Source organism: Ruegeria sp. AL7 (assembly GCF_056536105.1).
Genome location: NZ_JBQFJF010000002.1, coordinates 656489 through 672029, shown reverse-complemented (window position 1 = coordinate 672029; position 15541 = coordinate 656489). Strand labels below are relative to the sequence as shown.

At 55.4% G+C, this 15541-nt stretch carries 14 protein-coding genes; 4 read left to right on the top strand and 10 right to left on the bottom strand.

Going from position 1 to position 15541, the window contains the following annotated elements:
* Window positions 1-27 precede the first annotated feature (27 nt).
* Window positions 28-912 (bottom strand): CPBP family intramembrane glutamic endopeptidase, encoded by an 885-nt coding sequence (locus tag ACR3E2_RS20320; protein WP_480483698.1) that lies wholly within the window; start codon window positions 910-912, stop codon window positions 28-30.
* Window positions 905-4012, bottom strand: a complete 3108-nt coding sequence (locus tag ACR3E2_RS20315; protein WP_480483697.1) for an ABC transporter transmembrane domain-containing protein — start codon at window positions 4010-4012, stop codon at window positions 905-907. Before ACR3E2_RS20315 ends, ACR3E2_RS20320 begins: the two co-directional genes overlap by 8 nt.
* Before the next feature lie 250 nt (window positions 4013-4262).
* Here ACR3E2_RS20315 and ACR3E2_RS20310 point away from each other — a divergent pair, with 250 nt between their 5' ends.
* Window positions 4263-5024: a DUF6478 family protein gene (locus ACR3E2_RS20310; RefSeq protein ID WP_480483696.1), complete on the top strand. Its 762-nt coding sequence runs from the start codon at window positions 4263-4265 to the stop codon at window positions 5022-5024.
* Between the two features lie 11 nt (window positions 5025-5035).
* Window positions 5036-5395, top strand: a complete 360-nt coding sequence (locus ACR3E2_RS20305) for a hypothetical protein (protein WP_480483695.1) — start codon at window positions 5036-5038, stop codon at window positions 5393-5395.
* Between the two features lie 137 nt (window positions 5396-5532).
* Here ACR3E2_RS20305 and ACR3E2_RS20300 read toward each other — a convergent pair whose 3' ends face one another.
* From ACR3E2_RS20300 to ACR3E2_RS20270, 7 genes are all read right to left on the bottom strand, one after another.
* Window positions 5533-6873, bottom strand: coding sequence for a S41 family peptidase (locus ACR3E2_RS20300; protein ID WP_209507125.1), 1341 nt, complete (start codon window positions 6871-6873; stop codon window positions 5533-5535).
* Window positions 6874-6879: 6 nt separating this feature from the next.
* Window positions 6880-8010, bottom strand: coding sequence for a murein hydrolase activator EnvC family protein (locus ACR3E2_RS20295; protein WP_480483694.1), 1131 nt, complete (start codon window positions 8008-8010; stop codon window positions 6880-6882).
* Window positions 8007-9524 carry a 2,3-bisphosphoglycerate-independent phosphoglycerate mutase gene (gene gpmI, locus ACR3E2_RS20290; protein WP_480483693.1) on the bottom strand — a complete coding sequence of 506 codons (1518 nt, stop codon included), beginning with the start codon at window positions 9522-9524 and terminating at the stop codon, window positions 8007-8009. The genes ACR3E2_RS20295 and gpmI overlap by 4 nt, the downstream gene beginning before the upstream one ends.
* Window positions 9525-9627: 103 nt before the next feature.
* Window positions 9628-11298: a sulfatase-like hydrolase/transferase gene (locus ACR3E2_RS20285; protein WP_480483692.1), complete on the bottom strand. Its 1671-nt coding sequence runs from the start codon at window positions 11296-11298 to the stop codon at window positions 9628-9630.
* A gap of 73 nt (window positions 11299-11371) precedes the next feature.
* Window positions 11372-11608 (bottom strand): (Na+)-NQR maturation NqrM, encoded by a 237-nt coding sequence (gene nqrM, locus ACR3E2_RS20280; protein ID WP_267366293.1) that lies wholly within the window; start codon window positions 11606-11608, stop codon window positions 11372-11374.
* Window positions 11609-11622: 14 nt separating this feature from the next.
* Window positions 11623-12648 carry an FAD:protein FMN transferase gene (locus ACR3E2_RS20275; RefSeq protein WP_480483691.1) on the bottom strand — a complete coding sequence of 342 codons (1026 nt, stop codon included), beginning with the start codon at window positions 12646-12648 and terminating at the stop codon, window positions 11623-11625.
* Between the two features lie 66 nt (window positions 12649-12714).
* On the bottom strand, window positions 12715-12900 hold the full coding sequence (locus ACR3E2_RS20270) for a hypothetical protein (RefSeq protein WP_480483690.1): 186 nt from the start codon (window positions 12898-12900) through the stop codon (window positions 12715-12717).
* Between the two features lie 122 nt (window positions 12901-13022).
* Between ACR3E2_RS20270 and ACR3E2_RS20265 the strand changes: the two genes are divergently transcribed.
* On the top strand, window positions 13023-13547 hold the full coding sequence (locus tag ACR3E2_RS20265) for a CBS domain-containing protein (protein WP_480483689.1): 525 nt from the start codon (window positions 13023-13025) through the stop codon (window positions 13545-13547).
* Window positions 13548-13549: 2 nt separating this feature from the next.
* Here the strand turns inward: ACR3E2_RS20265 and ACR3E2_RS20260 are convergent, their stop codons facing one another.
* On the bottom strand, window positions 13550-14314 hold the full coding sequence (locus tag ACR3E2_RS20260; RefSeq protein WP_480483688.1) for a metallophosphoesterase family protein: 765 nt from the start codon (window positions 14312-14314) through the stop codon (window positions 13550-13552).
* A 184-nt stretch (window positions 14315-14498) separates the two neighbouring features.
* On the opposite strand from ACR3E2_RS20260, the gene ACR3E2_RS20255 reads away from it, so the two are divergent.
* The gene (locus tag ACR3E2_RS20255; protein ID WP_480483687.1) at window positions 14499-15512 is read left to right on the top strand and encodes an NAD-dependent epimerase/dehydratase family protein; all 1014 of its coding nucleotides are present in this window, start codon (window positions 14499-14501) and stop codon (window positions 15510-15512) included.
* Window positions 15513-15541 lie beyond the last annotated feature (29 nt).

Sequence of the window (15541 nt, the reverse complement as noted above, 5' to 3'; positions counted from 1 at the left end):
AATAAGACGCCACGGGAAGAAATGCAATCAACGCCTGATCGCAAGCCGCGCCGCCAGCCAGCATACGAACATCACAGCCAAATCCACCACCAGCCAGGGACGAAGCTGTTCGGCGTCAGATGCATCGAACGGAAGCGAGAAAAGCGCCAGCCCGCTCAGGTTGTCCGGCAAGGAAACGAACAATAGTGCGATGATGTTATTGAAGAAATGCAAGGCGATAGCTGGCCCCAATGTCCCTGATCGCGCTGTGAGATCGGATGCAAGCATCCCAAACATTAAGGCCCACAGCACAAACAGAATTGCATTTTCTCCTGCCAGTTCCGGTGTGTAATGGCCAGCAGCAAACACAACAGACGGAACCCCCATCCAAATGACGGGCGATTGAAACCTGGCGGCAAGGGCTTGCTGAATGTACCCTCGAAACAGAACTTCTTCGGCGCTGGTCTGAATCAGGACAACCAATACCGAGACCGGAAGCAACAAGAGCCATGTTAAAAATGGCAGATTCTTTGACAGAGATCCCCCCAAACCGTAGGGCGGTAGCAAGACACCGACAGCGCCCAAGATGAGTAGGGCTTTCAGCACTTTCAGAAATTGGGCCGCAACCAGACCCCGCTGGCCGAAAATTGATCCTAAGGATCGGTGCTGCAGCTGACGTGCGGCCACTGCCACGCCAAGAATGATAAACCCGAAACTGGCCAGCAACAAAAGCAGCGCCAAAGGTGTGCTGCCTTGCAAAAGTTCCTGAGCCCACTTCGCTGAGCCCAACCCCGCGACCACGGTAAAAAACACCAGGTTCAAAACGCTGACCAACACGGCGATCAATGCCAGCCCCAGCAATAGACGCCAGAGTTCGGGTTTGGCGCGGGCTGTTTCGATCAAACGCGCATGAGCTGAATACGCACTAGGCATCCTTACCAATACCTTCCTGCACCGTTTCATCTGTCACGGGTGGAAACATGTCTTCGGCGTTCTGGGCCACGCTGATTCTGTTCGAAAGCGTCGTCAGATACCCTGCAACCGTCTGTAGCAACTGCATAGCGACCGAAGAATCGCTTTCAACAACGGCACGCAGCTCTTCCGCGCCAATACGCAAAAAGCTGCTATCTTCCGTCGCGACCAGATCCAGCTGCCTAAGTTCCCCTGTAATAATAGACAGGTCTCCGATAAGCCGACCGGGTTCTATGATCGAGATTGTACGTTTCGTTTCATCCTCGTTGGACCAATCCAGTTTGGCCTGTCCTGAAATGCACAAATAGGCCGCATCCGGCGCCTGACCGCGGGAAAAGATGACTTGCCCGGCGCTGGCTTCGTACCATTGCGCCGAAAACGCCAGCAGCCTCTGGTTTCTGCCATCCAGGCCTGAAAACAACTGCGTTGCTGACAGGATCTCGAGTTTCCGGCTCAGATCGTCCGACGTGCTGTCCTCATGCGCTGGTCTGCTTCGCGAGACGCCGTCGATCCGTCCATCCTTGATTTCCACAAACAAGTCATAGGCTTCGGGATGTGCAAAATGATCCTCCATGAATATCATGATGGAATCGGGCAGCAGTTCCCGCAGTTTCAGGCGCGTGCGCAACCGGCTTTCCGAGTCGTGGCTGGCTAGGGCTTTGTCCAGGATCAGGATGTCGGGGCGTTTGATGCCTGCGCGCGAAAAAGCGGCACGCTCCTGAAACACAGTTGGAAGGTTGTTGCCGCCCAGCCCGGACGGAAGGTCATAAATAATGGCCGCTGCCCGACGGCGCAGACCGGCTTCGTTCATGGCCTCTGCAACGATGTCTTCGATATCTTCGGCATGGGCACCCGCCATCAACGATATCCGGCCATAGATCGCGTTCTCCATCACGGTCAAGCGCGGCACATAGATGTCAGGCGCCACAGACATGAACAAACCGTCCATGGCACCACGCAACCGTTCAGCCTGGGTCTTGCGGATAGCTAGGATTTTTTCCTTGTATTCCTCTGGGAAATCCGGGCCGATCTGTTCTGCGGTCAGAAGGAAAGGCACTGTCAATAGCAAGGCGCGCTCCTGATCGCTCAGCGCGGCATTCCCTTTGGCTTTGCGCCGGTCCTGGATGTCGAGCAGCCGATGATACATGTCCTTTGACATGCCAAGCCGCAGAAACAGAGGATGGTCGGCCCCGTCCCGCCCAAATGTCTTGCCAAGAGTATCCATGACAGCATTCGATATGCTGATCGCGTCATCTGCCAGATCATGGGTGCTGAGCAATTGCACGAACCGCGCGTCTCCGGCCAGAATGTCTGGAGATATGTCTCGCGACGGTGCCGCGAACAACAGGTTGCCCCCAAGCGGGACGGCCGGGTTAAACTGGTTTGGATCGAACCTATAGACATACCGATCCAATCCTTTTTCTTTCAGCCGTTCTGCAATGGTTTCTCTCAGCCTGACTATTTCCTGTGCCAGTACAGGGTGTATTTCTGGATCAAACTGGGAGCGCAGAGTGCGCCGGAACATGAACTCGTCTATCCCCATAGCTTCCACCAGCTGGAACCACCAGTCACGTATTCCATCAATATCGTCCAGACCGGCAAGCCCCGGATCGATCCACTCATCTTCCAGCGAATCCGGTGGGTTACCCGCCCGAACAGACTCGATCTGACGACGGGACGGGGTTCTTATGGCATCTGCCTCGTGCTGCGGATGTGTGCGCAACGGCATCATGAGGTTATCGCCCAAAGTCCCATCAAACAGATAGGGGCGTGAATAGGCATACCCGATCCGGGCCGCGATAACTGATTGGTGCAATTCGTCCAGCTTGTGGCCAGCTATGACCACATCCCCCTGAACAGGTAGCACCTCGCGGGTCAGCAACTGGCCCAACGCACTACGTTCCGACGCATGGGTGGATTGAATTGCCACACGCGCGCCCTGCGGGATGGTCAGATCAATGTCTTCCAGAATGGTTTTGCCGTCGCCATCGCGAACGGTCACATTGCGCAATTCGATATCACCGGTCAGATGTGGGATGGTTTCCGGCTCTCCGATGAACAGCTCTTCGGGGATCATGTTGTCCGGGGCAAATCTTTCGGTGACCACCTCCCACCGCAGGGACATGTCCTGTACCTGGTTGTAGTAGGTCAGAAGGTCTTTCCAGGGCCCGCTTAGGTCTTTGTACGCGCCCAACGCGGCAACCAGTGCACCTACTGTCACCTCGCCCGTGATCGCCAGGTATCCGCCCACCGAATAAAACAGGAATGGCGTCATCTGAGTGATCAAATTGTTCAGGAACTTCATAAAGAATTTCTTGTTGTAGATCTTGAACCGGATCTCGAACAAGGTCCCCAGCCTGTGACTGAACTGGGCCAGACGATAGCGCCAGCCGCCATTCGTGCGCAGGTCACTGATGCCCGCCGCGCTTTCCCCGATTTCCGAGCTCAGACGCCGAACCTCCTGAATACGATCCTTGTTCAGCAAGTTGATCTGGCGTTGCAGCTTCGGAATTAACCAGGCTTGGAGCGGAATCAGCGCGACGCTTGCCAGACCGAACCAGATGCTTTGCATGAACAGAAAGGTGACGATTGTCATCATCTGGCCAAACTGAAACACCGGTTGCGCGACCGCATCCCCCATAAGGCCGCCCATCGGCTCGGCCTCGGATGTGATCATCGAGACCAGCTCTCCTTGGCTGGTGGTCGCGAAATAGGACTTTGGGAACCGCATCGTGCGTTGAATCAGGGTATAGCGCAGACGGCGCAGCATGCGTTCGGACAAGATGCCTTTCATCGTATTGATGCGCATCTTCATCAACCCACTGGCAACCACAGTAGCCAGAAATGCAAAGCATAATATCATCAGATACTGAACCTGAGACACTGTGATGCCCAAGATTGTCACCGTATCGCCTGGCGCACCGATGGCATCGTTGATGATTTGCTTAGGCAGCTCCAGCGACGCATATAGAAACGGGAAAGACAGGACCGTTAACAGCAGCAGGACAAGTTGCTGTTTTTTTGAATGCTTCCAAATAAAAGAAAATAATGTGGGCTCCATAGCCTGGCCTTATCGATAGCTGAACTGATGTTTGGCTGTTCAGGGGTAACCCATTTTTAGGAAACAGACGGTAAGCATTGACCCGACGTATTGCAAGAATTGACGGGGTCAGGCTCCAAATCCGGCACCTATCTTTTTTACGCTTAGCCACCAACCGGAAAACGTAGCGCTCAAGTAGTGTTTTTGTGATTGCGGGTTTATTCCTACTCATTTCTTTGACTAAAGAAGGACATTGTCGGACGAAGAGACCATGCGCAAGATTCTGGATCGCTATATTCATCGCCGGACGCTCGGCCGCTGGCGCCGGGCCGTGCGGCAGGCGCCAGATTCGGCGCAGGCCGAGTTGCGGGTGAAACGCGATCAGGCGCGCAGTCTGCGTGGACAACTGGATCGCCTGATCCAACTGGCGGATGCGCGCTTGCTCCGCCCGAAAATAGGATCAACTCAGTTTCACCGGCCTGTCGGCACCGACTGGAGCTGGCGACCCGACCTGTGGCGCGCGCCGTTGTTGCAATCCGGCATGGCCTCTGTTCCCCGTAAAACGGTAATGGACGATCAGGTCAGCTTATTTCACGACTGCCCATTGACCGAAATCGCTGTGCGGCAAATCCGCAACCGGGGGGCAAGTGATCTGGCCCCGTTCAGTCTGGAGGTCGAGGTTTTTGGCTTCGAGGGGTCGTTCCTGTCGGTATCTATCGATTTGCCGCGTGAGGTTGCCCGCGACCTGACACGCGAGCATCTGATCCGGTTGGAAACCCTGATTGACTGCGAGAAACCGTCTGGCGTGTTTGCACGTCTCAATGTTCAGCACGGGCCCAACATGGAGCAGGTTTTGCGGCAGCTAGACCCTTCTGACACCGTGAACGCAGTTGATTTCGACCTGGCTCACCTGCCTCTGAATGAACGTCGGATCGAAAAGATCTGGCTGGATCTTATTTTTGAGAAACCGCAGATGAACCGTATGAGTGTGCGAGACCTTACGTTTTGCCGCTTCCATCGCGCGGACTTGTGAGACGATCAAAGATGACACAACCATCCCTGATTTTCATTCGGTTCGAAAACGGTATTTGGCACGGCCATGTTGAGGCCGAACGGCAACCAGAGTTGGAGGTTCGATATCTGGGCAAAGCTCTGGAGGGTGTTGAGCTTTCACCTACAGACAACGGATGGAATCTGTATGTTCCGGTACCCGTCACAGCCCTGTCCGAAGGCGTGCACAGCTTCGTCATAGTCGACGCAGGCAGTGTCGATAAACTTGGGAGTTTCTCCATAATAGCAGGAGAGCCCGCCGCCGATGATCTCAGGGCGGAAGTGGACCTTTTGCGCGCGGAGTTGGATATGCTGAAACGCGCTTTCCGACGGGTAAGCCGCGGAGACGGCTGAAACGCTTGCGAAATCGGATCATCCATTCGGTTATGCGCTCTCTGCGCGACGCCTTCGGATTGCGCTGCTGGATGATGAAATGAAATCTCGCGAGACAGAAAGAAAAGGGCCGCGTGGTACGCGACCCATTGGTTTGGTTATTGGGACGGCCCGTGCGGGGTGAACGCTGACAAGCCTTTGAGGATGTCTATGGCATATGCCAGTTGATAATCCTCTTTCCTCAGCTCAGCGGTTGCTTCGGCCCTTGCACGATCTTCCTCGATCTGGCGGATTTCATCCTCGCTCAGGCTGTCATTGTTCAGACTGCCGCGCAAGTCAGCTTCGGACCGGGTACGCCCGTTGCTCTCTTCCTCTTCTTCTGCAGGTGCAGGGCGAGGCTGTTCAACAATGATGTCCGGGCTGACGCCAAGAGCCTGGATTGATCGTCCTGATGGCGTGTAATAGCGCGATGTGGTCAGGCGCATAGCGCCGTCGCCGCGCAGCGGCATGACCGTCTGCACGGATCCTTTGCCAAAGCTCTTGGTGCCCACAACGATAGCGCGGCGATGATCCTGCAATGCACCGGCCACAATCTCGGATGCCGAGGCCGAGCCGCCATTGATCAGCACCACAATTGGCTTGCCTTCAGCCAGATCCCCGGGGGTGGCGTTGAACCGCTCACCCTCATTCGGGTCGCGGCCGCGCGTGGAAACAATTTCGCCTTCGTTCAGGAACGCATCCGAGACTTTGATCGCCTGAGTCAACAGGCCGCCTGGGTTGTTGCGCAGGTCCAGAACAAAACCGTTCACCTTGTCGATGCCACCCGCTTCGGCAATCTGTTCCTGCAATCCTTCCTGCAGGTTCGGGAAGGTCTGGTCGTTGAACGTGGTTACACGCAGCACGACACTGGTGCCTTCGGTCCGTGCGCGCACAGCGGTCAACTTGATTGTATCACGGATAATAGTGACATCGAAGGGATCAGGCTCACCCTCGCGTACGACGGTGATGATAATTTCGGATCCGACCGGGCCGCGCATCAGGTCAACCGCTTTGTCCAGCGTCAGGCCCAGAATACTTTCGCCGTCCACATGGGTAATGAAATCCCCGGCTTCGATTCCGGCTGCGTCGGCGGGGGTATCGTCAATAGGTGAGACGACTTTGACAAAGCCTTCTTCCTGCGTGACTTCGATACCCAACCCACCAAACTCACCCCGGGTCTGCACGCGCATCTGTTCGGCGTCGTCAGGAGAAAGATAACTCGAATGCGGATCAAGCGATGTCAACATGCCGTCAATGGCCGCCTCGATCAGTTCTTCGGGCTCAACCTCTTCGACATACTGGGCGCGAATACGTTCGAAAATGTCGCCGAACAAATCCAGCTGTTCATAGACGCTTGCCTTGTTCTCGGCCTCCTGCGCCAGCAGGGGTCCTGCGATCTGAGTTGTTGCAAGAATTCCTGCCACAGTTCCAGCCAGACCGGCCACCACAAATTTCTTCATACGCGTTTATCCATCCTTGTCGGTCCGAAACCACGATTCCGGGTCCACGGGGCGATTGTCTTCTCTTACCTCTATATAGAGCGTTTCTGAGCGGTCAGTTCCAGTGCCATCACTGCTTGTTGACAAAATTGCGCCGATTTCCGGCATTTCACCGGGCATCAGACCAACTGGTGTGCCCTCTGGGATCACCTGACCGGTCCGGCCATAGACCTCCTGCAAACCGGAAAATACGAACAAAAGTCCCGATTGAGGTTCAAGTATTATCAGGTTCCCCAGGTCCAGCAGCGGCCCGCGATAGCGAATTGTCGCAGCGGTTGGCGATGTGACCAAGGCGCGCGGGCGTGTCCCCACGATCAGGCCGGGGCGCGTGACACCAGCGGCGTCCGTTTCACCCGCCTTGTGCAGCAAGATGCCCTGTACCGGCATTGATATCCGGCCTTTCCTGTCCAAGACGCTGGCATTGCTGTCGAGGATCTCTCCCTCCGAGATCTCGGACAGACCACTTGCAAAACCATCCAGTGTTTCGGTCGACGAGATCAGAATGGCCGTACGTACCGGGTCTTCCACGAAACGGCGGGGCAAATCCGTGCGGTCGGCGATTGCCTCGCTCAGACGGGTGCGGGCCGCCTGAACGCCCGTCAGACCCTCTGTCAAAGTTTCCGAGGCCTTTTGCTGCAAGACACGCAATGTCTGCACTTCATTTAGGTCCTGCGCCAGTTCCTGCGCGCTGGCGTTCAGGCCGGGGGTGACCTCGGACAGCATAATACCCGCGCGGGCAGCCCCCAACGGGCCGGCGGGATGTAACATCAAAACGGGTGGTTCAGTCGTTTCAATGGTTTGCAGAACACCGAGCAATCGCCGGATTTCCTTTTCGCGCGTCCGCAAGTCGGCACTCAGTTGCGCCTCGCGGGTAGCCGCTTGGCGCAATCCCACCCGCATCGCACCCAACCCGGCCTCATAGGCATGGATCGTCTCCGTAAGAGCATTGACCCGGTCCCGGGCACTTTCGGCTTCGGATAACGCGATGGACGCCTGTTCGAGCATCTGCGCTGCATCCAAAGCAGCCTTGGAAGCGTCTGGCTGGGCCAGCGCCGGCAAGGCCAAAAACAGACACACTGCCAGAGCAGCCGGTTTCATGACAGCAGGCTTTCCCCGGTCATTTCCATGGGTTTAGGCAAACCCATCAGTTCAAGCAGGGTCGGGGCGAGATCGGACAAACGTCCTTGGCGCAATACAGCACCTTCTGGCCCGCCAACCAGCGCTATGGGAACAGGATTAAGCGTATGGGCCGTATGCGGACCACCGGTCACAGGATCAACCATGACTTCGCAATTGCCGTGATCGGCCGTGATAATCATCGCCCCCTTGACCTTTTCAAGAGCCGTAATGACTTGAGCCAACCCATGATCGACGGCTTCACATGCTTTGATTGCGGCATTCAGATCACCTGTATGACCAACCATATCGGGGTTGGCATAATTTGTAACAATCAGGTCATACCCGCCTTCGATGGCTTCGATAAACTTCGCCGTAACCTCTGCGGATGACATTTCGGGCTGTAGATCGTAGGTTGCCACTTTCGGCGAGCTCGGCATAAAGCGGTCCTCACCTCGTTCGGGCGTCTCCTTACCGCCATTCAAAAAGAACGTAACATGCGGGTACTTCTCGGTTTCCGCCAGTCGAAACTGACGGAGCCCTTGCTTGGCGACCCACTCGCCCAACGTATTTACAAGCGCGCGCTTTGGAAAAACCGTGGTCATGTAAGCATTATGCCCGTCAGAGTACTCGACCATGCCCAGCAGTGCTGAAAGCTTCGGGCGCGGTCCTGTCGCGAACTCGGAAAATCCGGGCTCTCCGATGGCGCGCAGGATTTCACGTGCACGGTCAGCGCGGAAGTTCAGGCAAAAGAAACCGTCGCCATCGTGAATACCGTCATATCCCGTCAATACGGTTGGTGTGACAAACTCGTCAGATTCGGACTGGTTATAGGCGTGATCAACCGCGCCATGGGCGCTGCTGGCTGTTCGGCCCTGCCCGTTGACCATTGCACCATATGCTTCACTGACACGCTCCCAGCGATTGTCGCGATCCATGGCAAAGTACCGCCCGCTCACGGTGACGATGCGTACGTTTTCGGGCAGGCGTTCTTCCAGCTCAGCGATGTAAGTCAGAGCTGACCTTGGCGCGACATCACGCCCGTCCGTCACTGCGTGCAGTGCAACCGGGACACCGGCATCCGTTATGGCAGTGGCTGCGGCAAGGATATGGTTCAGATGACCATGCACGCCTCCATCCGAGATCAACCCCATCAGATGCGCAGTACCGCCAACGGACTTAACACTGGCGATGAAAGCTTGCAGAGCTTCGTTTTCAAAGAATGTCCCGTCTTCAATGGAAAGGTCGATCTGGCCCAGATCCATGGCGACCACACGCCCTGCACCGATATTGGTGTGCCCGACCTCTGAGTTGCCCATCTGCCCGCTAGGCAGACCCACATCGGGGCCGTGGGTGATCAGGGTTGAATGCGGGCACTCAGACATGATCGCGTCAAACGTCGGCGTGTTTGCCAGATAGGGTGCGTTGGCTTTTGTGTCCTCGGACAGGCCCCAACCATCAAGAATGCACAGGACTACAGGTTTGGGGGTGGCCATTGATGTACTCCATTTGCTGCTCTTGGGTCACCTTCTATCCTTTGGACTTCGACGGGTGAACCGCCTTTTGCAATGATGTACAATTATAACCAACACAGAGGTGTTAGTCCTTCAGATAGCTTTGGAAAGGGCGCACCTTGCGATTGCGGTATTTGACTGTCAGATCCAGTGGTGCATCGTTTTCATCATAAACGCCCAGAACAACACCCCTGCCCCGGCTTTTGGTGCGCATTTCAATCAATTGCTGCTCGGACCGGGTCGTGCGCTGTGACGCCCGCCGCGTCCAGGCGAACAGGTGCTCGTACATTTCGGCGATTACACCGGCATGTTCGGCGCTGTCACCCAGATCGTTCAACTCATCAGGGTCATTCTCCAAATCGAACAGGATTGGCCGGTACCCACCTTCACAATGGATCAGTTTCCATTTCTTGCTTGCGACCATGAACATCACCGCATCGCGGACGGACATGTCCAAAACATTTGCGATTGGCGAAGCCGAGTAGTCATATTCGCAGATCACCACATCGCGTTGCAACGTGTCCACCTCCCCATAAAGGATGGGCAGCAGGGAGTGACCTTCCAGAATATGCGTCGCCACTTCCCCACCAGCCGCATCGACAAAGGTCGGTGCAAGGTCGATGGATTCTACAAGCGCATCGCTGACTGTGCCACGTGTCGCGTTCGCCTCGGGCGACGGGTCATAAATGATCAACGGCACTCTGGTTGAGGCGTCGTGGAAAAAGGTCTTTTCCCCCATCCAGTGATCGCCCAGAAAATCACCGTGGTCTGATGTCAACACGATCATCGTGTTTTCCATCCGCCCGGCTCTCTCCAACCAATCCAACAGGCGGCCCATCTGGTCATCGGCTTGCTTGATCAGCCCCATATAGGCTGGGATAACCGCCTCACGCACATCCTGCCGCGAAAAGGTCTGGCCGATCTTTGTGTCCATGAAGGCTTTGAGCACGGGATGCGCATTCTGACGTTCCGCCTCGGATCGCACCACAGGCAACACATGTTCCGGCCCATACATCGAGGCGTATGGGTCCGGTACGATGTACGGCCAATGCGGCTTGATAAAGCTCAGATGGCAGCACCACGGGCCATCATGCGTTTCCATGAACTCGATCCCGCGCCCGGTCAGATAGGGCGTTTCGCTGTCTTCCTCGGCAATATTCGCGGCTTCGGGTGAATTCTTCAGAAACCAGCCAGACAGAACGTTGCCATCCGCATCCAGTCCGGAATTGGCAAAGTCATGCCAGGGATTGTCACTCTCATACCCCTTTGCTTTCAGGAACTTGTTGTATTCCTTTGCCCCGTCCGGGTCATAATACCCATCCGGACCTTCGGGCAGCATACCGTCATCCCTTTCATATACGTCAAACCCACATTCGGCGACGCGCGCACCTATCAAGCTGTCAGGTTCCAGACCAAGCCGGGCCATCCCTTCGGCGTCTGCACGCATATGGGTTTTGCCGACCAGCCAGCAATCCATCCCCGCCTTCCGCAGGTGATCACCCATCGTTATCTCGCCGACTTTCAACGGAATTCCGTTCCACGACGCGCCGTGAGAATGCACATAGCGCCCTGTGTAGGTGGACATGCGAGAGCTGCCGCAGATCGGTGATTGGATATAGGCGCGGTTGAAGCGCACGCCTTTGGCAGCCAGACGATCGATATTTGGAGTATGCAGATGTGGATGGCCGTAACAGCTCAGATAATCCCAGCGCAGCTGGTCGAACATGATGAACAGGATGTTGTTTGCCTTGGCCAAGTTGACGCCCTTCCCCAAAAGTCACGAGGGCCTAGTTAGCCCCTTCTATCCGCAGAACGAAGCAAAACCTGCGTCAGGCCTGACGGTCCATTTGTTCCAGCATCTTCTTGGCGCGTTTACATTGCAGCTTGTCGCGCAGTGGGCTGTCGGGGTCGATGTCTTTTTGGCAGACAACGCATTTGTCAGCGCCCGAGATCGCGTTTAGACCACCGCAGCTGCCTTTGATGGTCTTTCCCATCAGCATGACACCCAATGACATGCCCACCATGACGAGAGCGAGAAGAATGAAGGCCAGAATAAAGGTACTCATCTCAGCTCCAACAGTCAGTTCGATCCCAGCGCGTCTTTGAACCCCGCACTATGGGCAGTGATATAGGCATCTTCGCCGCCTGTCACATCCCGCGAGATGAAATACACGGCAAGTTTATGTTTCTCCGCCAAAGCAAGACCTTTTTCCTGACCCAAGGCCAGCATGGCTGTTGCCCAGGCATCGGCCATCATCGCGTTTTCGGCCAGCACGGTGACCGAAGTGGTGCGGTGCGTGATCGGGCGGCCTGTTGTCGGATCGATGATATGCGAATAGCGCACACCATCTTTTTCAAAGAAGTTCCTGTAATCGCCCGAGCTGGCCATACCCCTGTCATCCAGAGAAACGATCAACTGGATAGTTTGCGAACCCGTTTCAGGTTTTTCGATGCCAATGAGCCACGCTTCGCCCTTGTCATTCTTACCCTTGGTCACAAGATCGCCGCCGATTTCAACCAGATAGTTTTCGATGCCAGCGGCCTGCAAGGTTTCCGCAACAGCGTCAATTCCATAACCTTTTGCAATCGCCGAAAGGTTAATGCCCACACTGGCGTTTGACTTGGCAAGCGTGCCAGCATCTGTATCGAGCTTCAGCAGGCGGCCCTGACCTACACCGCTCAGCGCGGTGTTGATATCGGCATCCGATGGCACCGGGTCCTCGGGTTTGCGTGGGCCAAAACCCCAAAGTTCGATCAAAGGGCCGAGGGTTACGTCGAAAATGCCACCGGATTTTGCGTGCACTTCGTTCGCCGCCGAAAGAACCAGCGCAAATTCGTCGGAAATAGGCATTGGATCTGTGCTGGACGACGCGGAAAAAACGGAAACCTCGGAGTTCGGATCCCAGTTGGACATCTTGGCATTCACGGCTGCCAGCTTTTCACTGACAGCAGAAGCCAGTGCGTCTTCGTCAAGGTCTTCGCCAATTGCGGTGATTTTGTAGGTCGTGCCCATTGTCTCACCAGACAGACGGACCACTTCGGGTTCCTTGTCAAAAAGACAGCCTGAAAGAAGGGTGAAAAAGGCCAGCACGGGTAAAAGACGCATTGGGCTATCTCCGGGACATTCTGTGCCCGGCATATGCCAGCGGTCCCAGCCAGAGTCAAATTGGCATTACAGTTTCAGCGGAAGGAAACCCAACAGCAAAAGACCAGTTCCGGCCGGAATACCAAACAACCACGCGCGTTTGCGCCACCCGGGCTGCTGTTGCTTCCACGCCATGCGAAAGTTGTGACCGCACACGACAGCCGCAAAGAAGATCAGCGCGGCAACCGGGGGCGTAAGATAGAGTTCATTCAAAGGCTTAAGCTCCCTTTGCTGACCTGCGTTCGGCCAACTCGTGCAATTGTACCCTATACAGGTCGTTTAGCTGCGCTAAGGTGAAAGGGAAAGACTTTGCAAGAACCAAAAGGAGATTGCCCATGGCTCCAACCTCTTACCAGTCGCCGTCGCGCGGTGACAAGGCTGACAAGACAACCTACAGCCAATCAGCGGAATCAAACCTGTCGCATTCGCAGACGACCGTGGCCAAGTTGCTTGAGGGTAAAGGGGATGCGGTGTTTTCGGTGCGGCCTAATGATACCATCCATTCGGTGGTGAACACGCTCAAGGAAAAGCGGATTGGCGCTGTTCTGGTGACAGATCAGAACGGGGCATTGCAAGGGATCTTGTCGGAACGCGACATCGTGCGTCGCATGGCCGATACGCCCGGACAGACCCTGCCACAGTCGGTCGAAGACCTGATGACCAGGGATGTAAAGGCCTGTACGCCCGAGGATACGCTGAATGACGTGCTGAAAACCATGACCGAAGGGCGTTTCCGCCATATGCCGGTTCTGCGTGATGGCAATTTGTGCGGTGTCATCACTATCGGTGACGTGGTGCATTTCCGTCTGAGGGAATTGGAGTATGAAGCGCTTCGCATGAAGCAGATGATCGTAGGATAGTTTCAACCGGTTGAAAAAAACCTGACACTGCCGCCGTTTATTTCAGCGGCAGTTAATCTGCCTGAGGCAAAGGCACCTGTATCGATCGACACAACCCGGTTTCTAATCTGGGGGTGGCTTACAATAGTATGACCGTGAACAACCCATTGCGCGTCGCTGCGTGCAAGCCGTGGAAACATCGGATGACCCCAAAGACAGATCTGGCGATCCTGGGATTGAATGGATTGCCGCGGATCAAGTGCCGCGTGGACAAAGGTGACGTTGCCGCTGGTCCAGGTCAGCGGCAGATTTTCAAGCCAGTCCAGCAAGCTGTCGCCCATCTTGTGCCGCAGACGCTCTGCCAGTTCAGGCAGATGCTTGCCACTGTCCAACTCGTCGGGACATTCGAGACCGAAAGATGCCAAAGTTTCCGCTCCGCCGTTATGAAACCAAAGCCTGGCGTATCGTTCCGGGTCGTTTACAAACTGCAGCAGCATCTCTTCGTGATTGCCAAGCAGGCATTGAACCCGCCCGTCTGACGCCTCACTCAGGTGATGCAAATGCCGCAGTACCTGCGCGCTGTATGCCCCCCGATCGATGTAATCGCCCAGAAAGACCAGCGGGCTTTGATCGTCGAGTCGTGGCAAAACCGCCTGAAGCAAATCAAGACGGCCGTGAATATCACCGACAGCTGTCACCTTTTCCGCGGGTGCCACGTCGCATAGCATCGCATTGGTGCTTTCCTTCGCCGCGGATTGGAACCGCCGTCTGATCCAGTCTTTTATCATGGCATTTGATCCCTACCTGCCCTGCGTAGTGGTCGCAATCAACAACTGTTTGAGTAGGCAAAGTGTTGACCACGAGCCTTAGATTGTCCGATATGGCCCGCAGGATGTTCGCAAGCAGTTGATCTGATGATAGGATCAACGCCTTTCGATCAGCGATGAATTTGCAGTGAGTTCTGAGGGTTTTATGAAACGAGTTTTGATTACAGGTTCTGCCGGGTTCATCGGATTCCATCTGGCCAAATTGCTTCTGGCAGAAGGGTTTCAGGTACATGGCTATGACGGGATTACCGACTATTATGATGTGACCCTGAAACAGCGTCGACATCAGATACTGCTTCAAACCCCGGGATTTACGGCAACTGAAGACCGTTTGGAAAACTTTGACCGTCTTGTGCAGGTCGCTGAGGAGTTTCAGCCCGATGTCATCGTCCATCTGGCCGCGCAGGCAGGCGTGCGGCACAGCCTTGAATATCCTCGCAGCTATATCGAGTCGAACGTTGTGGGCACGTTCAATGTGATGGAAATCGCGCGTCAGCACAAAGTGGAACACCTTTTGATGGCGTCGACCTCATCAATCTACGGTGCAAACGAGGACATGCCGTTCATCGAAACAGAAAAAGCCGACACCCAACTGACGATCTACTCCGCCACCAAAAAGGCGAATGAGGCGATGGGGCATTCCTATGCCCATCTGTGGGATTTGCCGACCACCATGTTTCGGTTTTTTACCGTTTACGGCACTTGGGGGCGCCCCGATCTGGCCTATTTCAAATTCGTCGCTGCGATACTGGATGGCAGACCAATCGACATCTACAATCATGGCGACATGTATCGCGACTTCACGCATGTAGAAGACCTTGTGCGTGGGATCAGGTTGCTGATCGATGTTCCGCCGGTCCGCCCGACCAGCCGCGCGGATATCGAAGATGGTGACAGCTTGTCGCCCGTTGCACCGTACCGCATCGTCAACATTGGCAACGGAGACAAGGTGCGTCTGATGGATTTCATAGAAGCCATCGAAAAGGCTGTTGGCCAGAAAGCGGTCAAAAACTTCATGCCAATGCAGATGGGCGATGTTCATGCCACCTGGGCTGACAATCGGCTGCTGCAGCGGCTGACGAATTATCGCCCGCATACCGACCTGAAGGACGGTATCGCGCAGTTCGTCGCCTGGTATCGGGACTACTACGGAAAATAGGTCGATCTGGCGCCGGAATGAAAAAAAAC

Bases quoted from the DNA above. Each gene is read 5' to 3' on its own strand.
- ACR3E2_RS20265 (WP_480483689.1), top strand. From the start codon at position 13,023: ATGGCTCCAACCTCTTACCAGTCGCCGTCGCGCGGTGACAAGGCTGAC.
- nqrM (WP_267366293.1), bottom strand. From the start codon at position 11,608: ATGAGTACCTTTATTCTGGCCTTCATTCTTCTCGCTCTCGTCATGGTG.
- ACR3E2_RS20275 (WP_480483691.1), bottom strand. From the start codon at position 12,648: ATGCGTCTTTTACCCGTGCTGGCCTTTTTCACCCTTCTTTCAGGCTGT.
- ACR3E2_RS20300 (WP_209507125.1), bottom strand. From the start codon at position 6,873: ATGAAGAAATTTGTGGTGGCCGGTCTGGCTGGAACTGTGGCAGGAATT.
- ACR3E2_RS20305 (WP_480483695.1), top strand. From the start codon at position 5,036: ATGACACAACCATCCCTGATTTTCATTCGGTTCGAAAACGGTATTTGG.
- ACR3E2_RS20295 (WP_480483694.1), bottom strand. From the start codon at position 8,010: ATGAAACCGGCTGCTCTGGCAGTGTGTCTGTTTTTGGCCTTGCCGGCG.
- ACR3E2_RS20315 (WP_480483697.1), bottom strand. From the start codon at position 4,012: ATGGAGCCCACATTATTTTCTTTTATTTGGAAGCATTCAAAAAAACAG.
- ACR3E2_RS20255 (WP_480483687.1), top strand. From the start codon at position 14,499: ATGAAACGAGTTTTGATTACAGGTTCTGCCGGGTTCATCGGATTCCAT.
- ACR3E2_RS20320 (WP_480483698.1), bottom strand. From the start codon at position 912: ATGCCTAGTGCGTATTCAGCTCATGCGCGTTTGATCGAAACAGCCCGC.
- gpmI (WP_480483693.1), bottom strand. From the start codon at position 9,524: ATGGCCACCCCCAAACCTGTAGTCCTGTGCATTCTTGATGGTTGGGGC.
- ACR3E2_RS20310 (WP_480483696.1), top strand. From the start codon at position 4,263: ATGCGCAAGATTCTGGATCGCTATATTCATCGCCGGACGCTCGGCCGC.
- ACR3E2_RS20260 (WP_480483688.1), bottom strand. From the start codon at position 14,314: ATGATAAAAGACTGGATCAGACGGCGGTTCCAATCCGCGGCGAAGGAA.